The organism is Massilia sp. Bi118 (genome assembly GCF_918697865.1).
Classification (GTDB): domain Bacteria; phylum Pseudomonadota; class Gammaproteobacteria; order Burkholderiales; family Burkholderiaceae_D; genus Telluria.
Genome location: NZ_CAKKMV010000003.1, coordinates 243,557 through 269,308, shown reverse-complemented (window position 1 = coordinate 269,308; position 25,752 = coordinate 243,557). Strand labels below are relative to the sequence as shown.

General features: G+C 68.7%; 16 protein-coding genes. 8 read left to right on the top strand and 8 right to left on the bottom strand.

The features are described 5' to 3' along the window. The first annotated feature begins 251 nt into the window (after window positions 1–251). The 3 genes from LQV39_RS05880 (at window position 252) to LQV39_RS05870 (ending at window position 5,504) form a co-directional block, all read left to right on the top strand. Window positions 252–2,957 carry a TonB-dependent receptor gene (locus tag LQV39_RS05880; protein WP_230021149.1) on the top strand — a complete coding sequence of 902 codons (2,706 nt, stop codon included), beginning with the start codon at window positions 252–254 and terminating at the stop codon, window positions 2,955–2,957. A 17-nt stretch (window positions 2,958–2,974) separates the two neighbouring features. Beyond that, window positions 2,975–4,420 carry a glycoside hydrolase family 30 beta sandwich domain-containing protein gene (locus LQV39_RS05875; protein WP_230021146.1) on the top strand — a complete coding sequence of 482 codons (1,446 nt, stop codon included), beginning with the start codon at window positions 2,975–2,977 and terminating at the stop codon, window positions 4,418–4,420. Between the two features lie 70 nt (window positions 4,421–4,490). Beyond that, on the top strand, window positions 4,491–5,504 hold the full coding sequence (locus tag LQV39_RS05870) for a LacI family DNA-binding transcriptional regulator (protein ID WP_230021143.1): 1,014 nt from the start codon (window positions 4,491–4,493) through the stop codon (window positions 5,502–5,504). A gap of 133 nt (window positions 5,505–5,637) precedes the next feature. On the opposite strand, the gene LQV39_RS05865 is transcribed toward LQV39_RS05870, so the two are convergent. The 6 genes from LQV39_RS05865 to LQV39_RS05840 all read right to left on the bottom strand — a co-directional run bounded on the left by LQV39_RS05865 (window position 5,638) and on the right by LQV39_RS05840 (window position 18,446). Beyond that, complete coding sequence (locus LQV39_RS05865) at window positions 5,638–6,549, bottom strand: diguanylate cyclase domain-containing protein (protein WP_230021141.1); 912 nt, start codon at window positions 6,547–6,549, stop codon at window positions 5,638–5,640. Next, the gene (locus LQV39_RS05860; RefSeq protein WP_230021139.1) at window positions 6,546–9,974 is read right to left on the bottom strand and encodes a hybrid sensor histidine kinase/response regulator; all 3,429 of its coding nucleotides are present in this window, start codon (window positions 9,972–9,974) and stop codon (window positions 6,546–6,548) included. Before LQV39_RS05860 ends, LQV39_RS05865 begins: the two co-directional genes overlap by 4 nt. Before the next feature lie 12 nt (window positions 9,975–9,986). Continuing rightward, complete coding sequence (locus LQV39_RS05855) at window positions 9,987–12,212, bottom strand: TonB-dependent receptor (protein ID WP_230021137.1); 2,226 nt, start codon at window positions 12,210–12,212, stop codon at window positions 9,987–9,989. A 237-nt stretch (window positions 12,213–12,449) separates the two neighbouring features. After that, the gene (locus LQV39_RS05850) at window positions 12,450–13,709 is read right to left on the bottom strand and encodes a metal-dependent hydrolase (RefSeq protein WP_230021135.1); all 1,260 of its coding nucleotides are present in this window, start codon (window positions 13,707–13,709) and stop codon (window positions 12,450–12,452) included. Window positions 13,710–13,744: 35 nt separating this feature from the next. Continuing rightward, the gene (locus LQV39_RS05845) at window positions 13,745–14,416 is read right to left on the bottom strand and encodes a 4'-phosphopantetheinyl transferase superfamily protein (RefSeq protein ID WP_230021133.1); all 672 of its coding nucleotides are present in this window, start codon (window positions 14,414–14,416) and stop codon (window positions 13,745–13,747) included. Window positions 14,417–14,420: 4 nt separating this feature from the next. Continuing rightward, window positions 14,421–18,446 (bottom strand): Pls/PosA family non-ribosomal peptide synthetase, encoded by a 4,026-nt coding sequence (locus LQV39_RS05840; protein ID WP_230021130.1) that lies wholly within the window; start codon window positions 18,444–18,446, stop codon window positions 14,421–14,423. A gap of 211 nt (window positions 18,447–18,657) precedes the next feature. Here LQV39_RS05840 and LQV39_RS05835 point away from each other — a divergent pair, with 211 nt between their 5' ends. Continuing rightward, window positions 18,658–20,205, top strand: coding sequence for a PAS domain-containing methyl-accepting chemotaxis protein (locus LQV39_RS05835; RefSeq protein ID WP_230021128.1), 1,548 nt, complete (start codon window positions 18,658–18,660; stop codon window positions 20,203–20,205). On the opposite strand, the gene LQV39_RS05830 is transcribed toward LQV39_RS05835, so the two are convergent. Further along, on the bottom strand, window positions 20,202–20,489 hold the full coding sequence (locus LQV39_RS05830; protein WP_290368552.1) for an MmcQ/YjbR family DNA-binding protein: 288 nt from the start codon (window positions 20,487–20,489) through the stop codon (window positions 20,202–20,204). The genes LQV39_RS05835 and LQV39_RS05830 overlap by 4 nt on opposite strands. Before the next feature lie 83 nt (window positions 20,490–20,572). On the opposite strand from LQV39_RS05830, the gene hemN reads away from it, so the two are divergent. The 4 genes from hemN to ccoS are packed head-to-tail and all read left to right on the top strand — an operon-like array spanning window position 20,573 to window position 25,317. Then, window positions 20,573–22,003, top strand: coding sequence for an oxygen-independent coproporphyrinogen III oxidase (gene hemN / locus LQV39_RS05825; RefSeq protein ID WP_230021124.1), 1,431 nt, complete (start codon window positions 20,573–20,575; stop codon window positions 22,001–22,003). Between the two features lies 1 nt (window position 22,004). After that, window positions 22,005–22,772, top strand: a complete 768-nt coding sequence (locus LQV39_RS05820) for a sulfite exporter TauE/SafE family protein (protein ID WP_230021122.1) — start codon at window positions 22,005–22,007, stop codon at window positions 22,770–22,772. Further along, complete coding sequence (locus LQV39_RS05815) at window positions 22,769–25,177, top strand: heavy metal translocating P-type ATPase (RefSeq protein WP_230021121.1); 2,409 nt, start codon at window positions 22,769–22,771, stop codon at window positions 25,175–25,177. The genes LQV39_RS05820 and LQV39_RS05815 overlap by 4 nt, the downstream gene beginning before the upstream one ends. Continuing rightward, entirely contained in the window at window positions 25,177–25,317 is a 141-nt protein-coding gene (gene ccoS / locus LQV39_RS05810; RefSeq protein ID WP_230021120.1) for a cbb3-type cytochrome oxidase assembly protein CcoS, read from the top strand. The genes LQV39_RS05815 and ccoS overlap by 1 nt, the downstream gene beginning before the upstream one ends. 7 nt (window positions 25,318–25,324) lie before the next feature. On the opposite strand, the gene LQV39_RS05805 is transcribed toward ccoS, so the two are convergent. Beyond that, entirely contained in the window at window positions 25,325–25,738 is a 414-nt protein-coding gene (locus tag LQV39_RS05805) for a TraR/DksA family transcriptional regulator (protein ID WP_230021119.1), read from the bottom strand. Window positions 25,739–25,752: the final 14 nt, after the last annotated feature.

Genomic DNA, 25,752 nt, shown 5'->3' with positions numbered 1-25,752 from the left:
GCGCACACGCACCTTCGCTATTGACATTGAAATTCGAGCAAGCTGATAATGACAACACAGCATTTGGCAACGTTTCCAATCCCGGGCGTCAGGGGACTGGACGGGAAGCCAGCTGCGATGAAGGCTGACTACCGAGTCGAACCGATGAGCGGAAACGGATGCCCCTTGAATTGGCAACGTTTCCATTTTTAAGCTCACGATTTGGCAACGTTTCCACAACCGGACCATAAAAACATTCAGGAGACAGAAACATGGCTCACCCAAGCCCCCGCCGCGTCCACCCGCTGTCCGTCACCCCGATCGCCGCTGCTTGCGCCGCGCTGCTGTGGGGCGGCGCCGCGATGGCCCAGGACAGCACCCAGGACGGCGCGCCCTCGCAGGTGGTCGTCACCGGCATTCGCGGCAGTATCGAGAGCTCGATCGCCATCAAGAAGGATGCCGACAACATCGTCGAGGCTATCACCGCGGAAGACATCGGCAAGCTGCCGGACGTGTCGATCGCCGAATCGATCGCGCGCCTGCCGGGCCTGACCGCCCAGCGCGTTGCCGGCCGCGCCCAGGTGATCTCGCTGCGCGGCCTGGCGCCGGACTTCGGCGTGACCCTGCTGAACGGCCGCGAGCAGACGTCCACCAGCAACGACCGCAGCGCCGAATTCGACCAGTACCCGTCCGAGCTGCTGGGCGGCGTGACCGTGTACAAGACGCCCGACGCCTCGATGACGGCGGCCGGCCTGTCCGGCACCATCGACCTGCGCGCCGTGCGTCCGCTGGACCGCCGCGGCCGCACCATCGCCGTCAACCTGCGCGGCGAGCATAACGGCAACGGCAAACTGAATAACGGCTGGTCGGACAATGGCGGCCGCGCGTCGATCTCCTACATCGACCAGTTCATGAACAACACCCTGGGCATCGCGGTCGGCTATGCCCACCTGGATTCGCCGGGCCAGCAGAAGGAATACAAGTCCTGGTGGTGGGGTAACAACAACAAGCTCCCGCCGGGGAACGAGGACGTGACTGCGCTGAAGGGTGCCGAAGTCACGGCTACCTCTCGCAAGCAGGTGCGCGACGGCCTGATGGCGGTCATCGACTACAAGCCGAACCGCGATGTGCGCTCGGTCCTCGACCTGTACTACTCGCAGTTCGACCAGAAGGAAATCATGCGCGGCATGATGTGGAACTCGGCCGATTCCGTGAGCTACCTGAATCCGCAGATCCAGTCCATCGGCGGCACCCGCCTGCTGACCGGCGGCGCCCTGGTCAACATGGAGCCGATCGTCCGCAACGACTACAACACCCGCAAGGACAAGCTGTTCGCGGCGGGCTGGAACAATGCGGTCAAACTGGCCGACCGCTGGTCGGCCGACAGCGATCTGTCGTATTCCTCGGCCAAGCGCAAGGAGATGACTTCCGAAACCTATGCAGGCCTGGGCAAGGCCGGATCGGGCGCGGCCGATAACAATTTCGGTTTCCAGATCCCGGTTGGCGCCGGCCTGCCGCAGTTCACCCCAAGCATGGATTTCGCCAATCCGAACATCATCAAGCTGGCCGACGTCGGCGGCTGGGGCCACGACGCCACCCAGCACCACCCGATCGTCGAGGACACGCTCGGCAACGTGAAGCTGAACGTCAAGCGCGAGATGGACGGCTTCCTTCGTGATTTCCAGGCTGGACTGAGCTACACCAGGCGCGAGAAGTCGCACGAGGACGTGTCCCAGCGCTTCGCCCTGAAGAACGACCGCGCCCTCACGAGCGTGCCGGCCAACCTGATCCAGCCGACCACCTCGCTGGCCTGGGCCGGGATTCCGGGCGTGCTGAGCTTCGATTCCCTGAGCGCGCTGAATACCCTTTACGACAAGATGCCGCTCGATACCGACGTCGCCCAGCAGGACTGGTCGGTGCGCGAGAAGCAGACGGTGGGCTTCGTCCGCTTCGGCATCGATACCGAGCTCGGTACGGTACCGGTGCGCGGCAACGCCGGCGTGCAGTACGTGCATGTCAATCAGGACGCGGACGGCAAGACCAATAACGGCGGCGTCATCACCGACCTGCACGGCGGCGCCTCCTACCACGACGTGCTGCCCAGCCTGAACCTGAACTTCGACCTCGGCAACTACGTGCACGACACCTACCTTCGCTTTGGCGCCGCCAAGACCGTGGCGCGTCCGCGCATGTCGGACATGCGCGCCGGAATCGCGGCCGGCGTGGATGCCACCACCCGCATGTGGAACGGCAGCGGCGGCAATACCAGGCTGGAGCCGTGGCGCGCCAACTCCTACGACCTCTCGCTGGAACACTACATCAGCAAGGGCAGCTACGTGTCGGCCGCGTACTTCTTCAAGGACCTGAAGAATTACATCTACAACCGCCAGCAGGAGTTCGACTACAGCGGCTATCCGAACAGCAGCACGGTGATCCCGATCCAGAGCATCGGCACCATCAACCAGCCGGCCAACGGGCAGGGCGGCTTCGTGCGCGGCATCGAGCTGACCGCGTCGATGCAGCTGAACATGCTGTGGAACCGCCTGGACGGCTTCGGCCTGCAGGCCAGCGCCTCTGGCACCGACAGCTCGATCCACCCAAATGGTCCGGGGACCAAGGAAAAGCTGCCCGGCCTGTCCGGCGTGGTGGCGAACCTGACCGCCTTCTATGAGAAGAACGGCTTCTCGGCGCGTATCTCGGAACGCTACCGCTCCGCCTACCGCGGCGAGGTCACCGGCCTGTTCGCCCAGCGCGCCTTCAGCGAGATCCGCGCCGAGCGCCAGATCGACGTCCAGATCGGCTACGAGTTCCAGGAAGGCCGCTTCAAGAACCTGGGTCTGCTGCTGCAGGCGAACAACCTGCACAACCAACCCTACCAGACCATGCAGGGCAGCCCGTTCAGCAGTGGCGCCTACGCACCGGAGCGTTACACTACCTACGGCCGCCAGATCCTGCTCGGCCTGAACTACAAGCTGTGAACCACCGGGAGACCAGATTGACGACTAAACGATTTGCAATGCGGCTGCTGTGCGCCGCCCTGATGACGGCCGCGGGCGGCACGGCGCTGGCCGCCAACAGCCAGTGGCAGGTCTACACCACGGCCCAGGGCGCGGGTGAGCGCTTCGTGCCGCAGACCCTGGGCGCGGCGCGCCCGGCCACGCAGCCGATGGAGACCGAGATTGCGGTGTTCGTGGATACCCGGCGCAGCTTCCAGGAAGTGTTCGGCTTCGGCGGCGCCGTCACCGACGCCACCGCCGAGACCTATGCCAAGCTGACGCCGGCCCAGCAGAAGGCCTTCCTGGCCGCCTACTTCGACCCGAAGCAGGGCCTGGGTTACAGCATCCTGCGCGCCACCATCCACAGCTCGGACTTCAGCAGCGGCAGCTACACCTATGTGAAGGATGGCGACCGCGCGCTGGCCTCTTTCAGTATCGACCACGACATGAAGTACCGCGTGCCGCTGATGCGCCAGGCCCTGGCGGCAGGCGGCAGCTACGGCACGCAGATGCGGGTGTTCGCCTCGCCCTGGAGCGCGCCCGCCTGGATGAAGTCAAACGGCAGCATGGTCGGCGGCGGCACCCTGCTGCCGGAGTTCCGCGACACCTGGGCCCAGTACATCGTCAAGTTCGTCAAGGCCTATGAAAAGGCCGGCATCCCGCTGTGGGGCCTGTCGATCCAGAACGAGCCGATGGCCAGGCAGAAGTGGGAATCGATGATCTACACCGCCGAGGACGAGACCCGCTTCCTCGGCGATCACCTCGGCCCGGCCCTGAGCGCGGCCGGCCTGCAGGACAAGAAGGTGATCGTATGGGACCACAACCGGGACCTGCTGCCGCAGCGCGCCGCCCACATCCTGGCGGACAAGAAGGCGCGCCCCTACATCTGGGGCGTCGGCTATCACTGGTACGAGACCTGGGCCAAAGGTGAGCCCATGCACCGCAACCTGGCCGCCGTGCACGAGGCCTGGCCGGACGTGCCGTTCCTGCTGACGGAGTCGTCGATCGAGCACTTCGACCCGACGCAGATGCAGTCCTGGGCCAACGGCGAGCGTTACGGCAGCGAGATCCTGGCCGACCTGAATGCCGGCTCGAGCGGCTGGGTCGACTGGAACATGCTGCTCGACAGCCGCGGTGGTCCCAACCACGTCGGCAACTACTGCTTCGCGCTGCTGCATGCAAGCGACGACGGCCAGCTGATTTATACCCCGAGCTACGCCTACATGGGCCACTTCACCCGCTACATCCGGCCGAAAGCGCGCCGCGTGAGCGCCGCCACCAGCCGCAGCACGCTGGATGCGACCGCCTTCCGCAACCTGGATGGCAGCCTGGCGGTGGTGGTGATGAACAAGACCGCGCAGCCGCAGCATTACCGTCTGATCGTCGACGGCAAGGAAGTCGCGGTCGACATCCCGGCCCACGCGATCCAGACCGCGGTGCGTTAAAGCGCCGGCTGAAAAGCTGCTGCGTCCGGGCCCGGCTTGCAGTATGCTTGGGCCCGGGAGGGGAAACTCAGTGTCGACAATCAAGGACGTAGCGCGCATGGCCGGCGTCGGCCTGGGCACCGCGTCGCGCGTGGTGCGCGGCAAGGGCTCGGTGTCGCCGGCGAAGCTGGAGCGCGTGCGCAAGGCCATCGCCACGCTGGGATACCGTCCCTCGCACGCGGCGCGCTCGCTACTGTACGGCACGAGCCGCATGATCGGGGTCTACATCCCGCTGATGTCGGGCACCTTCTACACGGCGATGCTGCAGATCGTCGACGCCGAACTGCGCAGCGCCGGCCTGCACATGATGGTCGCCTTCGGTGTCGAACGCGAAGGCGCGCGCCAGCAGGCGATCGACGGCGTCGGCTTCCTGTTCGAACGCGGCTGCGACGGCGTAATCGTGCTCACCAGCCCCCTGCTGGAAGAAGACCTGGAAGCCCTCGGCCCCAGGCGCGGCAAGCTGGTCCTGCTCAATCACAGCTTCGACAGCATCCCCGAACAATGCTTCACGGTCGACCACCGCCTGGGCGGCCGGCTAGCGGCGCGCGCGCTGCTGGACCATGCGCACCGCGAGATCGCCGTGATCGCCGGGCCTGCGGGCGTGGCCGACAATATCGACCGCATCGCCGGCTTCATGCACGAACTGGAAGAGGGAGGTATCGACCCTTCCAGCCTGTGGACGGCGGAGCGCGACTTTTCTTCGGATGGCGGCTGGTCGGCGGCGCAGGCGCTGCTGGCTTCAGGACGGTCCTTCACCGCGGTGTTCTGCGCCAACGACGAGATGGCGATGGGCGCGCTGGCCTGCTTCCACGAAGCCGGCATCCGCGTGCCGCAGGACGTGTCCGTGATCGGCTACGACGACGTGCCCAGCGCCGCCTACTCGGCGCCGCGCCTGAGCTCCGTCCACATCCCGTGGAGGGAGATGACCCGCAGCGGGGTCGCGGCGCTGCTCAATCTTTGCTATGGCTTCGAGCGGCCGCTGACGCGGACTTTTCCGGTGAGTGTGAGTTTAAGGGCTTCGCTGGCACGGCCGTCGCGCGGATAGGAAACCGTCGTTCCCGCTAGCCCCTCGTCGTCCCCGCGAAGGCGGGGACCCAAGTTTGCTGGCGTCTCGACTGCTCGAAGAGAACTTGGGTTCCCGCCTTCGCGGGAACGACGGTGGGAAGCGGGAACGACGGTCAGTCCATTCCCCGCCACACAATCCTGTTCCGCCCCCCATGCTTGGCCCGGTAAAGCTGCACATCCGCCGCCTCGAACAGCTCGGCCGCCGTCTCGGCGCCGTTGCCGCCCAGGGTCGCGCCGCCGACGCTCGCCGTCAGCCACGCCGACACCCCGGAGGCCGCATGCGGCAGCTGCAGCTCGGCGATGGCCGCCAGGATCCCGTCCAATACATGCCGCGCCTGTAGCGCATCCGTGTCCGGCAGCAGCAGCACGATCTCCTCGCCGCCGTAGCGCGCCGCCAGGTCGGCCGGGCGGCGCAGGCCGGCGCTCGACGCGCGCGCCACCGCGCGCAGGGCGCGGTCGCCGGCCGGGTGGCCGTAGTGGTCGTTGTACTGCTTGAAGGCGTCGATGTCGAGCAGGGCCAGCGACAGCGGGCGGCCGTTGCGCTGGGCGCGCTGCCATTCCACCGCGTACAGCTCGTCGAAGCGGCGGCGGTTGGCCAGCTCGGTCAGGCCGTCGACGTTGGCCAGGCGCTCGAGCATGCGGCGCTGGCGCACCAGCTGCAGGTGCAGGGCCACGCGCGCCATCACCACCGTCGCGTTGTAGGGTTTGGCGATGTAGTCGGCGGCGCCCAACTTGAGGCCGTTGGCTTCGTCCTCCGGTCGGTTCAGGCCGGAGACGAAGATCACGGTGATGTGCGCGGTCTGCGGATCGGCGCGCAGGCGGCGCAGGACTTCGTAGCCGTCCATGTCCGGCATCATCACGTCCAGCAGCACCAGGTCGGGCGCATGGCGCTGGGCGCGTTCCAGCGCCTGCTCGCCGTTCTTCGCCAGCAGCACCGTGTATTCGGGCTTCAGCAAATCGGCCAGCACCTGGCGGCTGATCGGGTCGTCGTCGGCGATCAGGACTTTTTGTGGTTCGAGATTCATGCCTGCAGCTCCTCCAGTCCTTGTTCCAGTTTCTCGAGCACTGCCAGCGCGCTGCCGTACTCGATCTCGTCGACCGCCCTGCGCAGCGCCGCCAGCTGCGCGGCGTGCTCCTCGCCCGGCAGCGCCGCCTGCAGCTCGGCCAGCGCGTCCTCGGCGCGGGCGTCGTCGGCGCGCAGGTAATCCGCCAGGCGCGCCAGCTGCGCGCGGGCGTCGAGCCTGGCCGCGGGCAGGGCCGGCGCGGCGCCGGCGGCACGCCCCAGGCCGTCGATTACGGCGTCGAGGCTCAGCGAGAGTTCCGGCGCCAGCAGCGGCAGGCGTTCGCGGCGGCCGGCGCGCAGTTCCTGTTCGAGGTCGCCGGCGATGCGCGCCAGGGTATCCGCGCCGATGTAGGTGGCGCCGGAACGCAGGTTGTGCGCCAGGCCGAGCAGGACCTCGTCGGCGCCGCCGGCCATGGCCTCGCGGATGACGCGCGGGGCGTCGCCATATTCGCGCACGAAGCTGGCGAGGCGGCGGCGCAGGCGCGCCGGTTCGCCGCCGGCGCTCGCCAGGGCCTGCTGCCAGTCGACGCCGGCCAGCGGCGGCAGCGGCGCATCGCTAGCCGCGCCAGCGTCCGCCGGATCCACCGGGCGGACCGGCAGCGCGCGCCCCAGCAGCCGCTCCGGGGCGATCCAGCGCAGCAGGGCGCGGAACAGCAGGTCGGGATCGATCGGCTTGACCACGTGGTCGTTCATGCCGGCCGCCAGGCTCTTTTCGCGGTCGCCGGACAGGGCGTTCGCGGTCATGGCGACGACCGGCAGGGCGGCGCGGCCGGGCAGGGCGCGGATCTCGCGGGTCGCGCTCAGGCCGTCGAGCACCGGCATCTGGATGTCCATCAGGACCAGGTCGTAATCCCCGTCGCGCACCATCGCCACCGCCTCGGCGCCGTCGGCGGCGACGTCCACGCGCATGCGCGCGGCGGCCAGGAAGTCGAGCGCCACTTCACGGTTGTTGGCGTTGTCGTCCACCAGCAGGATGCGGGCGCCATCGAGACGCGTGAGGTCGGATGCAGTGGCGCCGGTGTTCGGCGATGCCGGCGCCAGTTCCGGGTGTAGGGCGCGCAGCACGCTGTGGTGCAGCAGGGCCGGGTTCACCGGCTTGGTCAGGAAGCCGTCCAGCGGAATGTCTCCCTGTTCCTGCAGCACGCCTTCGCGGCTGCAGACGCTGACCATCAGGATGGCCGGCGTGGCCCCGAGGCGCGCATCGCCGCGGATGCGGCGGATGGTCTCGACGCCATCCCAGCCCGGCATCAGGTAATCCATCAGCACCAGTTCGTAGGGCCGGCCGGCTTCCGCCGCCTGGGCCAGCAGTTCCAGCGCGGCTTCGCCGGACGCCGCGGCGCCGGCACGGATGCCATAGGCGCCCAGCATCTCGAGCAGGGCCTCGCGCGCGCTGGCGCTGTCGTCCACCACCAGCACGCGGGCCTGGCCGAGGGCGGCGGCGGTGGCCGCCGCCAGCTGGGGCGCGTCTTCGGCGCCGAGGCCGAGCGTGACCGTGAAGCTGAAGCGGCTGCCGGCGCCCGGCGTGCTGGTGACGCTGATGGCGCCGCCCATCAGCTCGACCAGCTGCTTCGAGATGCTCAGGCCCAGGCCGGTGCCGCCGTACTTGCGGGTGATCGAACTGTCGGCCTGGGTGAAGGCCTGGAACAGGCCGGCCAGCTGCTCGCCGCTCATGCCGATGCCGGTATCGCTGACCGAGAAACGCAGGCGCGCCTTGCCCGCGCGCGCGTCGACCGGCTCCACCAGTTCGACCGCGACCACGATCTCGCCGCGCTCGGTGAACTTGACGGCGTTGTTGGTGAGATTGATCAGCACCTGGCCCAGGCGCAGCGGATCGCCGACCAGCTGCGGCGGCACTTCGGGCGCCACGCGGAACACCAGTTCGACCTGCTTGGCATCCGACTTGATGGCGGCGATGCCGGCCAGGTGCTCGAGCAGGCCGTCGAGCGCGAACGGGGTCGCTTCGACCGTCATGCGGCCGGCCTCGATTTTCGAGAAGTCGAGGATGTCGTTGATGATGCCCAGCAGGTGCTCGCCGGCGCCGAGGATCTTGCCGAGGTAGTTGCGCAGCTTCGGATTCGGCTCCGTCATCAGGGCCAGGCGGCTCATGCCGAGGATGGCGTTCATCGGGGTGCGGATCTCATGGCTCATGTTGGCCATGAACTCGGCCTTCATGCGGGCCGCGGCCTCGGCGCGCAGGGTGGCGTCGCGGCTGGCGCGGCTGCGCAGGCCGACGATGCGCAGGAAGGCGATCATGTCGAGCGCCGCGCCGAACTGCACGGCGTGCATGTTCCAGAAGGTCGGCGCCGCGCCGGCATGCGATACCTTGGTCATGATGGCCGCGCCGCTGAAACTGATGGTCCAGCCGACCAGCAGCCAGATGCCGACCGGGTCGCGTGCGCGCGCCAGGCGGAAGGCGCCCGGCAGGCCGAACAGGGTCGGGAAGATGCCCAGCGTGCTGACCATCAGGATCAGGAATTCGTCGTGGATGAGGTCGAGGCCGAAGGCGGCCGCCAGCAGGATGCACAGCACCGCGCAGCTTTTCATCACGCGCGAGAAGAGGCGGCTTTTTCCCGGCCGCGCCAGCACGTGCTCGACGAACAGATAGGCGCTGCAGGAGCAGACCATGGCCGCGATGCCGCTCATGTGCAGCGCGCCCCACATGTTCCCGGGCCACAGGTACTGGCCGCCCACGCCGTACAGGGCGGCCGAATAGATGGCCAGGCTGCCGACGTACAGCGCATATTTCGCGTACAGCGTTTCGCGCAGGTGGGCCCATTGCGCCAGGCTGTAGACCACCAGGAACAGGCTGAGGCCGGACAGCAGGCCTTGCAGGATCTGCTCGTTCATCGCGCTGCGGTACGAGGCCTCGGGTTTGCGCAGGCGCACCGGCAGGATCTTCGGCGCCTCGGTGTCGATGCGCAGCAGGACCTCGTAGCGCACGCCCGGCGTCAGCGCCAGGCGGAAGGCCGGGTTGCCCGGGCCGAGGGCGCCGTCCGGCTTGACGCCGGCGCCGCCCACCGCATGGCGCAGGATGCGGCCCTCGCTCACCAGCCACAGGTCGGCGCGGGTGATCAGGCCATAGGCGACGTCCAGCACCCAGTCGCCGTCGCCGTAGACCGGCTGCAGCGGGATGCGCAGCCAGGCGCGTCCCTTCTGCACGCCGATGCTGGCGAAGGGCGAGTCCGGCGCCCTGAAGCGCTCGGGGGCCTTGAGCAGGGTGTCCACCTCGAGCCGGTAGCTGGGGTCGACCAGCACGCTCACCGCCGGCCAGGCGTCGACGTCCGGATGGCGGTCGTCGAGCGCCAGCGGGGCCGGCGCCGCGGCCCGGGCGCCGCTTGCCAGCAGCATCAGCACAGACAGAAGGAAGGCGGCGGTCCAGGTTCGCATGGCGGGTCTTTCTTAGAAGCGGTAGTCGAAGCGCAGGTCGGCGGTGCGCGGGGCGCTGGGCAGCGCCATGCCGAAACTGTTGACGGTGGTCGGGCGCACGGCATTCTCGAGATTGCGCACGCGGGCCTGCAGGGTCCACGGCGCGCCCGGCGGTTCCCAGGCCAGGCGCAGGTCGGACTCGGTGTGGCCCGGCACCCAGTACCGCAGGGCCTGGGTCGGCACGGTCAGCAGGCTGCGGCTGCCGGCGCGCGTGTGCAGGCCGGCCACCAGCGCGCCGCCGGACAGGTCGAAGCGGTGCTCCCAGCCCAGCGACAGGGTGCGCGTGGGCGTGCGGTCCAGCTTCACGCCGGCCCAGGAGTGCACGCCGTCCGGCGAATAGCGGGCGTAATGCGCATCGGTGAAAGTCAGCGCGTAGTCGATGCGGTCGCGCGGCGTGAGGCGGACCTGGCCCTCGGCTTCGAGGCCGTTGACCACCGCCTGGCCGGCATTGCTGGTCACGTAGACCGGCGAGCCGCCATGGAAGGCTACCGCCGACAGCTGCAGGTTGCGGTAGTCGTAATGGAAGGCGGCCAGGTTCAGGCTGGCGCGCTTCTGCCAGAAGCGGGTCTTCAGGCCGGCCTCCCAGGAGGTCACGGTTTCGGGCGCGTACACCAGGTCGGCGGCCGGCACCTGGCTCAGGGCATTGCAGCGCACGCCCAGCTGTTCTTCGCCGGCGACGCAGCCGTCGTTGAAGCCGCCCGCCTTGAAGCCGGTAGCAACGGCGCCGTACAGCAGGGTGGACGGGGCCAGGTCGTAGTCGGCGCCGAGGCGCCAGGTGGTCTTGTGGGTCGATAGTTCGCCGTGGACCAGGGCGCGCAGGTCGGTGGCCGCATTGAAGCTGCGGGCCTGCTGGTAGCTGGTGGTGCCGACGCGCGACTTGCCGTCCTGGTTGACGCGGGCGCCGGCGGTCAGGCGCAAGCCGTCGCTGACGGCGTAGGTAGCCTGGCCGAACACGGCGCGGCTGCGCGACACCGAAGGCACGATGTCCCACACGTAGTAGGGCGTCAAGCCGATCGGCTCCATGTCGCGGTAGACGTAGTGGTTGTTCGCGTCTTCGCGGAACCAGTACAGGCCGCCCTGGGCGCTCAGGCGGCCGCCGGCCTTGGTGGCGAAGCGCAGCTCGTGCGAGTCCTGGTTGTAGTCGCCGCTGAAATCGTGGCGCAGGCCGATCGCGAAAGTGGGGACGACGCGGTAATAATAGTTGTACAGGTAGGTGGACGAGAAATCGCGGTGCGCGCCGAGATACGTCGCGGTCACGAGGCCCAGGTCCCAGCTCAGCTCTGCCGACAGCGCAGACATGGTCTTGTGCGTGTAGCCCTGCTCGGGCTGCATGTTCGGCGCGATGAAGGCGTTGGTCAGGCGCTGCGCGGCCGGGGCGTCGATCCACACCGGATTACCTTGCGCGGCGCCGCGGTAGAAGTTGGTGTCGGGCAGGCTATCGTCGTTGCTGGCATCGTTCTGCTGGCGCTCGTAGCGCAGCAGCAGGCCGCCGTCCTTGCCGAGATTGAGCTTGGCCGACAGGCGCGCGGCCCAGTCGTCGCGTTCCATGCCCAGATGCCAGGGCGTGCCCTGGCCGTTGCGCAGGAAGGAGTCGCGCTGGTTCGAGGCCACTGCCGCGCGCAGCGCCAGCGCACCGTTCACCGGGACGTTGACCGTGGCGCCCAGCTTGCGGCTGTTGTAGGTGCCGGCTTCGGCATGGGCCTCGCCCTCGAAGTACGGGGTCGGGGCCTTGCTGATCACATGCACCACGCCGGCCGTCGTGTTGCGGCCGTAGAGCGTGCCCTGGGGCCCGCGCAGGACTTCGATGCGGTCGACGTCGAAGAAGGAGACGGTCTGGCTTTGCGGACGCGCCACGTACACGCCGTCGACCATGAAGGCGGCCGAAGGATCGCCTTTTTCGGTGTTGTCGGCGTTCGAGACGCCGCGGATGGTAATGCGCAGGCCGTCGTTGCCGTATTCCAGATAGGTGTTCGGCAGGCGGTCGCCGATCGCCATCGGGTCGTCGAGGCCGAGCTTGTTCAGCTCCTCGCCGCCGAGCACGCTCATCGCCACCGGGGTCTTCGATTCCGGGGCGGCGGTGCGTTGCGCGGTGACGATCACTTCGGGAATGGACTGGGCCTGGGCCGCGCTCCAGGCGATGCTGGCCAATGCGGCGGCCAGCAGGGTGAGGTTCGTGCGAACCTGGTGCTGCTTGTTCATGACATCCCTATAACTGCTTGATTTTTTGAGTATTCTTTTATGTATCGCGTCTGCCTGTGTTGCCTGGCAGAAATGCTTATTGCATACACTTAGCCTGCCAGTCTAGCATTTGGTGCTTGTGCGCAATAGTGCTGTGTAACCACAGTGCAGGGAATTTGTGACTGGCGCGCACAAATGAGACAGCCTGCCCGGCTGCCTTGCACAGCGGGGCGGCTTGAGGGATGAAGCCAGGTCGCGTCAGCGTCCTTGCAGAAGGTCCGCGCGCGGATAGCCCCAGTCTGGCACCGGATGCGGGCAGGGTTTCGCGTCCTGGCCGCCATAGTGCATAGTCGAAAAGTTGCGGCTGCCCGGCTCGCCCCAGCGCAGGTCGGTCGCCACGCCCTCCGCCAGCGAGGGCGCGCGCGCGAAACGCATCCAGGCATTCACCCGGCAGTCGCGCCCGGCCGTTTGGCGCAGCGTGGCCAGCGGCTGGCGGTCCTCCGCCTGCCAGGCGATCTGCGGCGGCGCATCCTCGAGCGCCGGGCCGGCGATGCGCGCGGGGCAGTGCGACACCGGGCTCAAGCCCGGCGCAATGCTCAGCATGCCGCGCCGCAGGTGCACCGTGCCCGCGCCGCCGGCGCCGGTCCTGGCCACCGTCACGAAGGACCAGCACAGCGGATTCGCGGGGTAGGCCGACAGCGCCGTGTCCAGCAGGCGCTCGCCCGCATCGATGCGTTTCACTTCGGCGGCGACGATGGCGCGCGCCTGCTGCAGCGACAGCGCCTGCAGGCCGACCCAGGCCAGGCAGCACGCGAGGCCGGCGGCCAGCGCCCTGCGTCCGCGTTCCGAACGGGCTTCGCCGTGGTGTTCGTCGTTACGCCGCTGGACCCAGGCCAGCAGCAAACCGAGCGCAAACAGGCCAAGCAGCGATCCCCATTGCAGGAAGCCGAGCAGGGTGGCGGCCAGCGGCACCAGCGCGATCACGGCCAGCCACAGCAGGCGCAGCGGCCGGCTGCGTACCAGGGCCGCCAGCGGCACGCCGAAAGCGATCCAGAACACCGGCTCGACGATGAACACGAGGTCGCCGTAATACCAGTTCGGATCGAAGGGCCAGAAGGGATGGACGCCATACACGTTCAGGCTGTCCATGCCGATATGCAGCGCCAGCCCGGCGAAGGAGGCCAGCACCGCGCCCCAGCGCGCCGGACTGCTTGCCGCCTGCAGGCGCCGTGCCGCCGGCCACAGCAGCCAGACCAGGCCCAGCAGCAGGGTAGCCTCGAACAGCGCGGCGATCAGGGTATGCGTGTGGCCGCGGTGGTGCAGCAGGTAGCCCAGCGGCGCATCGAGCAGGGGCGTGAGCACCAGGTCGAGGTCGGGGAAATTGCTGGCCAGGCAGCCGATAATGAGCAGCATGCGCGAACGGGTGCGGCCGCTGTCAGGATTTGCTTCGGCGGGCAGGCTGCGGTCGATCAGGGCGCCGATGCCAAGGCCGACGACGGAGTGGGTAAGATTATCCATTGTGCAATCTTACCCGTATTGCAAGCCACACGCGCTCAGCTTGTGCCAGGCGGCAGAGCCAGCACCCCGGCATAGCCCTCGGGCAGCGCCAGCGGCAGGCAGCGGCAGCCCGCCAGCTCGGCATCGCCATCCGCGCTCCATTCGATGAGTTCGCGGCCCAGGTATTTCAGGCGCGCCTCGCGTTCGCTCCAGGCCCGCGCGAAGGCCTCCGCGCGCCCGGGCGCGGGCAGGGCAGCGAGGGCCGCCGTCACTTCCGGTCCGAGGTAGTCGCGCGCCACCGGCTCCCAGTCGGGAATGTCCATGACCAGTGTGACGTCGATGCCGACCGGAGCCTGCAGGGAAATCGCGGCCAGCGACAGCGCGCCGTCGTGGCTGATGGCGACCCAGGCGCGTTGCTGCCCTGAGGCTGTGTCGAGCAGGGCGTAGGGCACCTGGCCCTCGGGCGTGTGCAGGACGATGCGCTGCGGCGGCAGGCCGCTCAGGGCCGCGAGTTCGGCCATGATCGCTTCCCGGATCGCACGGCGCGCCGCTTCGCGCTCGGGCTGGCCCTGGATGCCGATCACGGCGACGCCATCCGCTGCGCAAGAATTTGCAACTAACCGACGAGAGGCGGGCAGACCACCGAACCCCTGGCCGCCAGGCGCCGAGGGCGGCGCCACGGACGAGGAAGCGCCCGCAAGCCGCCACTGCACCGGTATCATCGTCATCCCCTCAATCCCGTTGCGGCGCAGCCGGCAAGCCATTCCACCCGGTCGCCGCAGGGATATGCTCGCCCTTCATCACCAGGGTCAGGGGGCCGATGCGGGCATTGTCGCCGACCTTCGCGCTGTACAGCACCGCACTGCGCGGGCCGATATACACCTTGCTGCCGATGTCGACGCGGTCGATCTTCATCACGCGGTCTTCGAACAAGTGGGTCTGCGGGCAGGACAGGGCATTCAGCTCGCTGTGGTCGCCGATGTGCACGCAGTCGAATTCCGTGATGTCGGTGGTGTCCATGTACACGCCCTTGCCGATGCGGCAGCCGAGCAGGTTGAAGGCCAGCGGCAACCAGGGCGTGCCGCGCAGGTAGCGCATGAAGTTGGGTACGGCGATGCCCTCGTACAGGTTGGTCACGCCCTCGGACAGCCAGACGAAGGGCGTCCACATGGGTTCCGCGCGCTTCTTGTAGCGGCCCAGCAGCAGCCATTTGAAGGCCAGCACGAACACGTAGTTGCCGATGCCGTAGACCAGGCCGATCAGGGCGAGGTACCAGACCACCTCGCCCCAGCGCCCCGCGCCGGCCAGCGGCATCAGGTCCAGCACCACGGTGTAGCCGACCGCGATCACCACCGCGTGCGGCGCCACGATGCGGAAGGCCTCCACCAGCGCACGGCCCAGGCGGCGCGCCATCGACGGCCGGTAGGTCAGGTGTTCGGGGTAGCCGCTGACCTGTTCGCGCGCCGGCAGGTGGATGGGCGGTGAGCCGAGCCAGGTGTCGCCGCCCGTCATGCGCTCGTTGGCCGGCGCGTGCGTGTGCACGCCCACCAGCACGCCTTCGGGCAGCACGGTGCCGTCCGGGATGTAGCTGCCGTTGCCGACGAAAGAACGGTTCGAGACCACGGTCGGCTCCATCGTCATCCAGCCGCCGTCGATCTGTTCGTCGCCCAGCATCACGGCGTCGGCAATGAAAGTCTCGTCGCCGAGGGTCAGCATGTCGGGCACCACGCCCAGGGCCGTCGAGATCTCGGCGTCGCGGCCCACCCTGGCGCCCAGCAGGCGGTACCAGAAGGGCGCGAACACGGTCGCGTAGATGCCGTGCAGGACGTTCAGGCTGGATTCCTGGATGTGCGAGACCAGCCACTTCTTGCAGTAGGTGTTCGAGTGCACGGCCGAGCGGCCCGGCTGCAGGCGCGGCAGGAAGCCCCAGCGGATCGCCGCCGACACCAGCATGGTCAGCGCGATCAGCACGGCGCTGGCCGGCAGCGCCAGCACGAAGTAGCGCGCCAGCTGTTCATGGATCGTGTCCGCGCGGACCATCGCCAGCGCGCCGCGCTCGTCGAACCAGTCGATCAGCACGAAGCTGGGGAAGACCGGCATGAAGAACAGGGTCGCCACCAGCAGGATGCCGAACACGAAGAACAGCGCTTCGCCAAGCAGGCGCGCGCGGCTTGCGATCGGGCGCGGCGGCAGGGTCGAGGGGTCGAAGGCGCCGGCATCGCGCGCGGGCGAGCCTGCCCACACGCGGCCGTCGAGCACCGCCATGCCATCGGCGAGCGCCGACTGGCCTTCCAGATGGCCGCGGCGGCCAACCCGTGTATTCCCTTCGAGGATGGCATACGAGGAGACGCAGGCATCGTCGTCCAGCACGATGGGACCCAGCAGCAGGCGCCCGCGCTCGACGCGCGCGTTCTCGAAATTGACGCCGTTGCCGATGCTGACGTTGTCGCCGAGCGTGAACAGGTCCGGCGAACGCAGGGTCATCGAACCGATCACGACGTCCTTGCCGATCTTCGCGCCCAGCAGGCGCAGCCACCAGCCGTACAGCGAAGAGCCGGCCAGCAGATAGGTCGGCGCCGCTTCGACCAGGCGGTCGGCCAGCCACCAGCGGTAATAAGTCATGCCCCACAGTGGATAGCTGCCGGGTGTCAAGCGGCCGGCCACCAGCCATTTGCCGGCGGCGGCGAACACGAACTCCATCACGGTGGCGAGCAGGAAGACCCCGATCGAGGCCGCGATCGCGCGCGCGATCGAGTCGCCGGGATCGCCGGTCATGAAGTGGTAGGTGAAGAAGGGCGCCAGCCACTGCGCCATGCGCAAGGTGACCAGCACCGGCACCGCGGCCAGCTGGCCAATCCCGCAGGCCCAGCGCCGTGCGTTTGGCGGCGGGGCCCAGTCCTGCTCGACGCGGGCGGTGCCGGCGGCCTGGTCGAGGCTGGACGCGATGGCGCCGATTCTCCGGTGCTGGTAGATGTCGCGCACCGTCATGTGGGCGAAGGCCGGGTCCTTGCGCAAGGCCGTCGCCAGGCGCGCGGCGAAGAAGGAGTGGCCGCCGAGGTCGGAGAAGAAGTCCAGCTCGCGCCGGATCGGCTGGCCCGGGAACAGCTGGGCGAGCGCCGCGAACAGGGCTTCTTCGGCCGGGGTTTCCGGGACATCCGATTCGGCGGCGTCGCTGGGCAGCGGTGCGCTCAGTGCCGTGGCCTTCAAGGCCTTGCGGTCGATCTTGCCCGAGGTCAGGCGTGGCATCACCGTCAGCACTTCGAAGCGGCTCGGCACCATGTAGGGCGGCAGGCGTTCGGCCAGGGCTTTACGCAGCGTCGGCGCGGCCAGCTGTTCGTTGGTGGCGCCCGCGGCGGGCACGAGATAGGCCACCAGGCGGTCGATGCCATCGTCCTTTCGGAGCAGCACCGCGGTGGTGCCGATGCCGTCCTGCTGGGCCAGCACCGCTTCGATTTCGCCCAGCTCGACGCGGAAGCCGCGGATCTTGACCTGGTCGTCGGTGCGGCCCAGGCAGACCACCTGGCCGTCCGGCTCGATGCGCGCGAGGTCGCCGGTGCGGTACAGGCGCAGGTCGTCGGGGCCGGCGGTCCAGGGATTCGGCTGGAATTTTTCCGCGGTCAGGTCGGGCCGGCCCAGGTAGCCGCTCGACAGGCCGGGGCCGATGATGCACAGCTCGCCGGTGTCGCCGCGCGGCAGGATTTGCAGGCCCTTCTCCGTATCGGTGGAGATCACCAGCAGCCCGTAGTTCGGCAGCGGATTGCCGATCGTGATCAGCTTGCCCGGTTCGAGGCGCGCCAGGCTCGCCGACACGGTGGCCTCGGTCGGGCCGTAGGTGTTGAACATCTGGCGGCCGGGCCTGGAGAAGCGCTCGACCACGGTTTCCGGGCACATCTCGCCGCCCAGGTTGATGATGCGCAGGCTGGGCACGTCCTCGGCGAACAGGGCCAGCAGGGTCGGCACCGCGTGCAGCACCGTAACGCCGTTCTCGTTCAGCAGGCGCGGCAAGGCTTCCGGATCGGCGGCCGTCTCCTTCGGCCCGAGCCAGAGCGTAGCGCCGACCAGGTAGGAAATCCAGATCTCTTCGAAGGACATGTCGAAGGCGACCGAGAAGCCCTGGTAGACGGTATCGGAAGCAGCCACGCCCAGCACTTCGTTCTCGCTGCGCAGGAAGTGGCAGATGCTGCGCTGGTCGATCAGGATGCCTTTCGGCTTGCCGGTCGAGCCGGAGGTGTAGATGACGTAGGCCGGCGCGCTGCCGCTGACCTTCCCGCGGCGCTGGATCTCATAGCCTTCGGGCGCCGGCGCCAGCAGGCTTTCCGCGGTGTGGATGGGGCGGTCGACGCCGGCCAGGCGCTCGCCCATGCGCTCGCTGCTGACCAGGGCCGGCGAACCGGCATCTTCCATGCAGACCAGCAGGCGCTCGACCGGGGTGTCCTCGTCCACCGGGAGCCAGGCCGCGCCGGCCTTGGCGATCGCAGCCTGCATGACGAGCAGGTCGGCGCCGCGCGGCATCCACAGGCCGACGATGTCGCCGGGCTGGATCCCGGCCTCGATCAGGCGCGAGCAGGCCAGGCTGGCCAGTTCGTCGAGTTCGCGGTAGCTGAGCCGCCGTTCGCCGGCGACCAGCGCCGTCTGCTCCGGCGTGCGGCGCGCGCTGGCTTCCAGCAGGTCGGCCAGGATTTCGTCGCGCAGCAGCTCGGGCTGGTGCGGGCCGTAAAGGACATCGGGATGCCGTGTCAGGTGGGAAATGTCATTCATCGACGGCAGATGAGGGCAAACAAGGGGGCAAACAAGAGCGGGCACATGGGCGCAGCGTACAACATTTTGTGGGAATCCAGCGGCACGTTTACCCATTTTTACCTGGGCATCCGATTCGCCCTCGTTTTTGATCTAGATCAAGGACTTTGATTGTCTTACGTCTATACAATCAACGCAGCAGATGTTGCTGTATGGAAATAAAGGAAGTCCCGTGCGTACCAACCTGCCGGTCACCGGCATCGAATACCTTCTCCAGGATGGCCAGTCCATCGTCTCCAAGACCGACACCAGGGGCCGCATCACCTACGTCAACCCGACCTTCGTCGAGGTCAGCGGCTTCGGGCTCGATGAGCTGATCGGCAAGGCCCACAATCTCGTGCGCCATCCGGACATGCCGCCGGAAGCCTTCGCCGACCTGTGGCAGACGCTGAAGGCCGGCCTGCCGTGGACGGGGGTGATCAAGAACCGCCGCAAGAACGGCGACTTTTATTGGGTGGTCGCGAACGTCGTGCCGATCAAGGAGCAGGGCGCGACGGTCGGCTACATGTCGGTGCGCACCCGTCCCGCACGCGAGCAGGTGAAGGAAGCCGAAGAACTGTACCGGCGTTTCCGCACCGGCGAAGCGAAGGGCCTGGCGATCCGCCGCGGCGCCGTCGTCCGCACCGGCTGGTGGGCGCGCCTGCTGGCCCTGCGCAACCTGCCGCTGGGCCGCCGGCTCGGCCTGATGCTGGGTGCGCAGTCGGCGCTGCTGGTGGCGCTGGCAGCGGCTGTCGACGGCGCCGTGTGGCGCGTGCTGGCCGGCGCCGGCGCGCTGCTCACGCTGCTGGCATGGAGCGAACTGCAGCGCGCCATCGTGCGCCCGCTGCGCCAGGCCGAAGACGCCGTGCATGCGCTGGCCGGCGGCGACCTTTCTCATCTGCCCCCGGCGGGCCGCGACGACGAAGTCGGTCACCTGCTGCTGGCGCTGCGCCAGCTGAAGCTCAACCTGACCGCCATCGTCGGCGACGTCCGCGCGAATGTCGCCTCGATCGAAGCGGCTTCGCGCGGCATCGCGGCCGGCAACCAGGACCTGGCCCGCCGCACAGAGGCCCAGGCCGCCAGCCTGGAACAGACCGCGGCCAGCCTGGCCCAGGTGGCCGCGGCGGCCGGCAGCAATACCGACGGCGCAGTGCGTGCCGACAGCCTGGTGGGCGCCGCCGCCGGCGTGGCCGACCGCGCCGGATCCTCGGTGCAGCAGGTGGGCGCGACCATGGGCCAGATCAGCGGCTCGGCCACGCGCATCGTCGACATCATCGGCCTGATCGACGGCATCGCCTTCCAGACCAATATCCTGGCGCTGAACGCGGCCGTCGAGGCGGCCCGCGCCGGCGAACAGGGACGGGGCTTTGCGGTGGTCGCCGGCGAGGTGCGGAGTCTGGCGCAGCGCTCGGCCAGTGCGGCCAAGGAGATCAAGCTGCTGATCGAGGATTCGGTCGCCAAGGTCGGACAGGGCAACGAGTACGTCGGCGCCGCCGGCCAGACCATGCGCGAAGTGGTGGCCTCGGTGCAGGATGCCGCGCGCATCATGCACGGGATCACGCTGGCCTCGCGCGAGCAGCACGAGGGGATTGCGCAGGCGGATGCCGCGATGCGCGCGCTGGATCGGATCACGCGCGAGAATGCGGCGCTGGTCGAGGAAGCGGCTGCGGCCTCAGGCAACGTGGCCGAGCAGGCAAGTCACCTGGTGCAGGCGCTGTCGGTGTTCAAGACGGCGGCCTAGGCCGCGCCGGCGGCAATTTCGCGCTGCAGTTTTTTGGTCAGCTTCGCGAACACCAGCTCGTAGGAGCGGCGCAGCAGCCGTGCCGCTTCCTGGTCGGACAAATCCGCCTCCCTGTCGACATGCACCCACCTGGCGCGCGCCAGGTAGGGCGCCGGAATGATCCCCGGACGATCGGTGAGTTCCAGGAAGCGGTCGTCGTCGACCTTGAAGCTGATGCCTTCGGCAGGCGCCGTGTTGCCCGTCACCGCGAACATTCGCGGCGACCTCGGAAAATTTTGATGCACGTCAAAGATTTTGCTGATCTAGATCAATAGACTCCTCGCATAAACTACGCTGCCCCTCGGCGGCGGCCGCAAGGAGTTCCCACATGACGCAATTGTTCGAAGTACCGGCCAAAGTCCTGGCCTTCCAGCCCACCGTCGATTTCGACGCCGGCCTGATTTCCCGCCTCAGCAAATCCGGGCCGCGCTATACCTCCTACCCGACCGCGGACCGCTTCTCGGACAGTTTCGGCTACCGCGACTACCTGCACGCCGTGGCCGACCGCCGCACCCGCGGCAATGCCCGTCCGCTCTCGCTCTACCTGCACATTCCCTTCTGCGACACGGTCTGCTACTACTGCGCCTGCAACAAGATCGTCACGAAGAAGCGAGAAAAGGCCGCCACCTACCTGGCCTACCTGAAGCGCGAAGTGGCCATGCAGGGCGGGCTGTTCGCAGGGATGAACGACATCGAACAACTGCATTTCGGCGGTGGCACCCCGACCTACCTGAGCGACGCGCAGATGGGCGAGCTGATGGACCACCTGCGCCGCTGCTTCCGCTTCGCGCCCGACAATGTGGGCGAGTACTCGATCGAAGTCGATCCGCGCACGGTGTCCGCCGAGCGCGTGCACAGCCTGCGGGCGCAGGGCTTCAACCGCATCAGCCTGGGCGTGCAGGACTTCGATGCCGAGGTGCAGAAGGCCGTCAACCGCATCCAGCCGGAAGCGGAGACGCGCGCCATCATCGCCGCCGCGCGCGATGCCGGCTTCCGCTCGGTCAGCATCGACCTGATCTACGGCCTGCCGAAGCAGAGCCCGGCGACCATGGCGGCGACCCTCGAAAAGGTGGTGGCCGCGGACCCGGACCGCATCGCCGTCTACCACTACGCCCATCTGCCGCACCTGTTCAAGCCGCAGCGGCGCATCCTCGATGAGGACATGCCGGACAGCGACGCCAAGCTGCAGATGCTCCAGCTGTGCATCGAGCGCCTCGGCGCCGCCGGCTACGTCTACATCGGCATGGACCATTTCGCCAAGCCCGAGGACGATCTCGCCATCGCCCAGCGCCAGGGCCGCCTGCACCGCAACTTCCAGGGCTATTCGACGCATGCGGACACGGACCTGGTGTCCTGCGGCGTGTCCGCCATCGGCGCGGTGGGCGCGACCTACAGCCAGAACGTCAAGACCCTCGATGCCTACTACGATGCGCTCGACCGCAACGAGCTGCCAGTGGCACGCGGCGCCCGCCTGAACATGGACGACGTCCTGCGCCGCACCGTCATCCAGAAACTGATGTGCCAGTTCGAGCTGTCGATCTCCGCCATCGAACAGGCCTTCCCGGTCGTGTTCCGCCAGCACTTCGCCGCTGAACTGGTGCAGCTGAAGGCGATGGAAGAGGACGGTCTGGTGGGCGTGGACGGCGACTGGATCGGTGTTTCCCCGCGTGGCCGCCTGCTGATCCGCAATGTGTGCATGGTCTTCGACCGCCACCTGGCTACGCGCAGCGCCGGGCCGCGCTATTCGAAGACCCTGTGAGATGGGCATCGCGCTGCTTCCTGTGTTCATGGTCGGCCTGCTGGGCAGCGTGCATTGCGCCGGCATGTGCGGCGGGATCGTGGGGGCGCTGTCGGTGGCGCCTGCCCGCGGACGGGCCGTGCCGGTGCCGGTACGGCTTGTGCCGCCGGCGCGGCCGGCACTGGTGAACGTGCTGGCCTATAACGCCGGCCGCATAGCCAGCTACATGCTGGCCGGCGCACTGGCGGGCGGGATCGGACAGGGCGCGGGTGCGCTTTCCCGGCTGCCCGCATTGCAGACGGGCGCCTACTGGATGGCCAACCTGATGCTGGCGCTGCTCGGCCTTTATCTGATGGATGCCTGGCGTGGCCTGGCGCGCCTGGAGCAGGGCGGCCGGATCCTGTGGCGCCGCGTCCAGCCGCTGCTGCGGCATGTACGGCCATCGAATGGCGCCGGTTCTGGTCCGGCCAGGATGCTGGCGGCCGGCGCTCTGTGGGGCTGGCTGCCTTGCGGGATGGTCTACAGCGTGCTCGTGACGGCCATGCTGTCGGGTTCCGCCGCTGGCGGCGCACTGGTCATGCTGGCCTTCGGCCTCGGCACGCTGCCGATGCTGCTCGGTCTCGGGCTGCTGGGCGCGCGCCTGCGCGCGGGCCTGCGCCTGCGCGGCGTGCGCCTTGCCTGCGGTGCGCTGGTGCTGGGCTTCGGCCTGCTGGGCCTCGCGCGCGCGGCCGGCGGCCTGCCGCACAGCTGGCTCGAGACCTTCTGCGTGACGCCGGGAGCGGCGGCATGAATGCGGTGAGCGAGTTCGCGGCCTGCTACCACTGCGGCCAGCCGGCCGTCGACGGCGCGCGCTGGCAGGCGATCGTCAGCGGCGAGCCTCGTACCATGTGCTGCCCCGGCTGCGCGGCGGCGGCCCAGGCGATCGCGGACGCCGGCCTGGACGACTACTACGGCAGCCGTGCCGGCTATGCGGCCACCGCCGCCGAGGGCGATGCGCCTGAACTGAAGCTCTACGACGAGATGGGCCTGGACGGCGACGCCGAGTTCACCGTCGAAGGCCTGCGCTGCGCCGCCTGCGTGTGGCTGATCGAGCGCCGCGTGGCCGCGCTGCCGGGCATGCAGTCCGTGGTGCTGAACGTCGCCACCGAGCGCCTGCACGTGCGCTGGGATGCCGCCGGCTGCCGTCCCAGCGATATCCTGCTGGCCCTGCGCGCCATCGGCTACACCGCCTATCCCTACGACGCCAGCCGCCACGGCGCCCAGCTCGAGCGCGCCCGCAAGTCCCTGCTGCGGCGCCTGTTCGTGGCAGGGCTGGCCATGATGCAGGTGATGATGTACGCCGTTCCCGTCTACCTGGCCACAGACGGCACCATGGACGCCGACATGGCGGCGCTGATGGGCTGGGCCTCCTTCCTGCTGACCCTTCCCGCGGTGACTTATTGCGCCTGGCCTTTCATGCGCGGCGCCTGGATGGACCTGCGGCGCGGCCTGCCGGGCATGGACGTGCCGGTGGCGCTGGGCATCCTGGCCGCCTTTGCCGGCAGCGCCGTCTCGCTGGTGCGCGGCCAGGGCGAGGTCTGGTTCGATTCGATCAACATGTTCGTGTTCCTGCTGCTGGGCAGCCGCTGGCTCGAGCTCGACGCCCGCCGCAAGGCCGCGCGCGCGCTCGAAGGCCTGCAGCATGCGGCGCCGGCCACCGCCTTGCTGCTGGCGGATTGGCCGGCGTCCGTCGAGGCGGAGACGGTGGCGGCCAGCAGCCTGCGTCCCGGCGACGTGATCCTGGTGCCGCCGGGCCAGACCGTGGCGGCGGACGGCGTCATCCTCGAGGGCCGCACGGAAGTCGACCTGGCCCTGCTGACCGGCGAGAGCCGCACCCGCGCCATGGGGCCGGGCGAGCAGCTGCCCGGCGGCGCCGTCAACGTGGCGCAGGCGGTGACGCTGCGCGTGGCCAGCAGCGCCGCCGACAGCACGCTGGCGATGCTGGTACGCCTGAGCGAACGCGCGGGCCAGGACAAGCCGCGGCTGGCGCAATGGGCAGACCGCGTCGGCGCATGGTTCGTGCTGGTGCTGCTGGCGCTAACCGTGGCCGTATTCGCGTTCTGGCAGCTCGCCGATCCGGCGCGCGCCTGGCCGGCTGCGATTGCGGTGCTGGTCGTGTCCTGTCCCTGCGCGTTGTCGCTGGCGACGCCGACCGCGCTGGCGGCCGCGCTCGAGCGCCTGCTGCGACATGGCGTGCTGGCGGTGAAGCCGCATGTGCTGGAGACCCTGGAGCGCGCGACGCACGTGGTGTTCGACAAGACGGGCACCCTGACCCGCGGCCGCCCGTTGCTGCGCGGGACCGTGGCGCTGGGCGTGGCGGATGGCGCCGACTGCCTGGGCATCGCCGCGGCGCTGGAAGCCGGCAGCGCGCATCCGCTGGCGGCGGCCTTGCGCGATGCGCTGGCTGCATCCGGCGCCACGGCGCTGACGGCGCGGGCCATCGACAACGTGGTCGGGCAGGGTGTCGAGGGCGAAGTGGCCGGCTTGCGCTACCGCCTCGGCAACGCCGCTTTCGTGGCCGGACTGGCGTGCGGCGAGGCCCCGCCCGGCGCCGGCGCCGGCGCCGGCGCCACCGTGGTCTGGCTGGGCGGCAGCGGACGCTGGCTGGCGCGCTTCGACCTGGTCGACGCCCTGCGCCCGGAAGCGCCGGCCCTGGTGCGCGCGCTGCAGGCGAAGGGAAAGACCGTGCTGCTGCTGTCCGGCGACGATGTGGAAGCGGTGCAGGCGGTGGCGTCGCAACTCGGCATCCGCGATGCGCGCGGCCGCCAGCTCCCGCAGGACAAGCTGGACGCCGTGCGCGCCCTGCAGGCCGGGGGCGCGGTGGTGGCGATGGTCGGCGACGGCATCAACGACGCCGCCGTGCTGGGCGGCGCAGACGTCTCCTTCGCAATGGGCCAGGGCGCCCAGCTGGCGCAGCTGCATGCCGACTGCGTGCTGCTTGGCGATGGATTGGCGCCGCTGGAGGAAGCGCTGCGCACGGCCTCCGCCTGCGTGCGCGTCATCCGCCAGAACCTGGGCTGGGCGATGCTGTACAACCTGGTGGCGATTCCGTCGGCGGCCAGCGGCCTGCTGAATCCCTGGTTGTCCGCGATCGGCATGACGGGCAGCTCGGCGCTGGTGGTCCTGAATGCCTTGCGGCTGAGGAGGGGAGGCTGATGGAAGCCTTGTATCTGCTGATTCCGCTGAGCGTGATCCTGGTGGCGTTTGCGCTGTGGGTGTTCTTCGGGGCGGCGGAGAGCGGGCAGTTCGAGGATCTGGACGGGCCGGCGCTGCGGATTTTGAATGATGATGATTAGCTGCGGCTCACATCGACGGCCCGCGCCCCGTATGCTGCTCCTGCTCGATCTCCTCCTGGCACCCGATGCAGGTCTGCACCGTCGGCGTCGCCACCAGCCTCGCCTCCGGAATCTCCACCCCGCAGCGCGCGCAAATCCCGTAGCCGCCCGCTTCCAGCCGCCCGAGCGCGGCATCGATCTCGTGCAGCAGATTGGTCTCGTGCTCGGCCAGGTGTTCCTCGTTATGGCTCAGCATTTCCCCAGCCGGGGCGTCGTCGTTCGAGCCCATGTGGGCCATCGGCGAGATCGCCGGGCGGTCGTCGGTGTCGCCGTCGGTGCGGGCGTGGATGGTGGCCAGCATGTCCTCGCGATCCTTGCGCAGGCGCGTGCCGATTTGGTCGTGCAGTTCTGATGAGATGGGCGGCATGGGAATTCCTATCAACGATTGAAAGATCG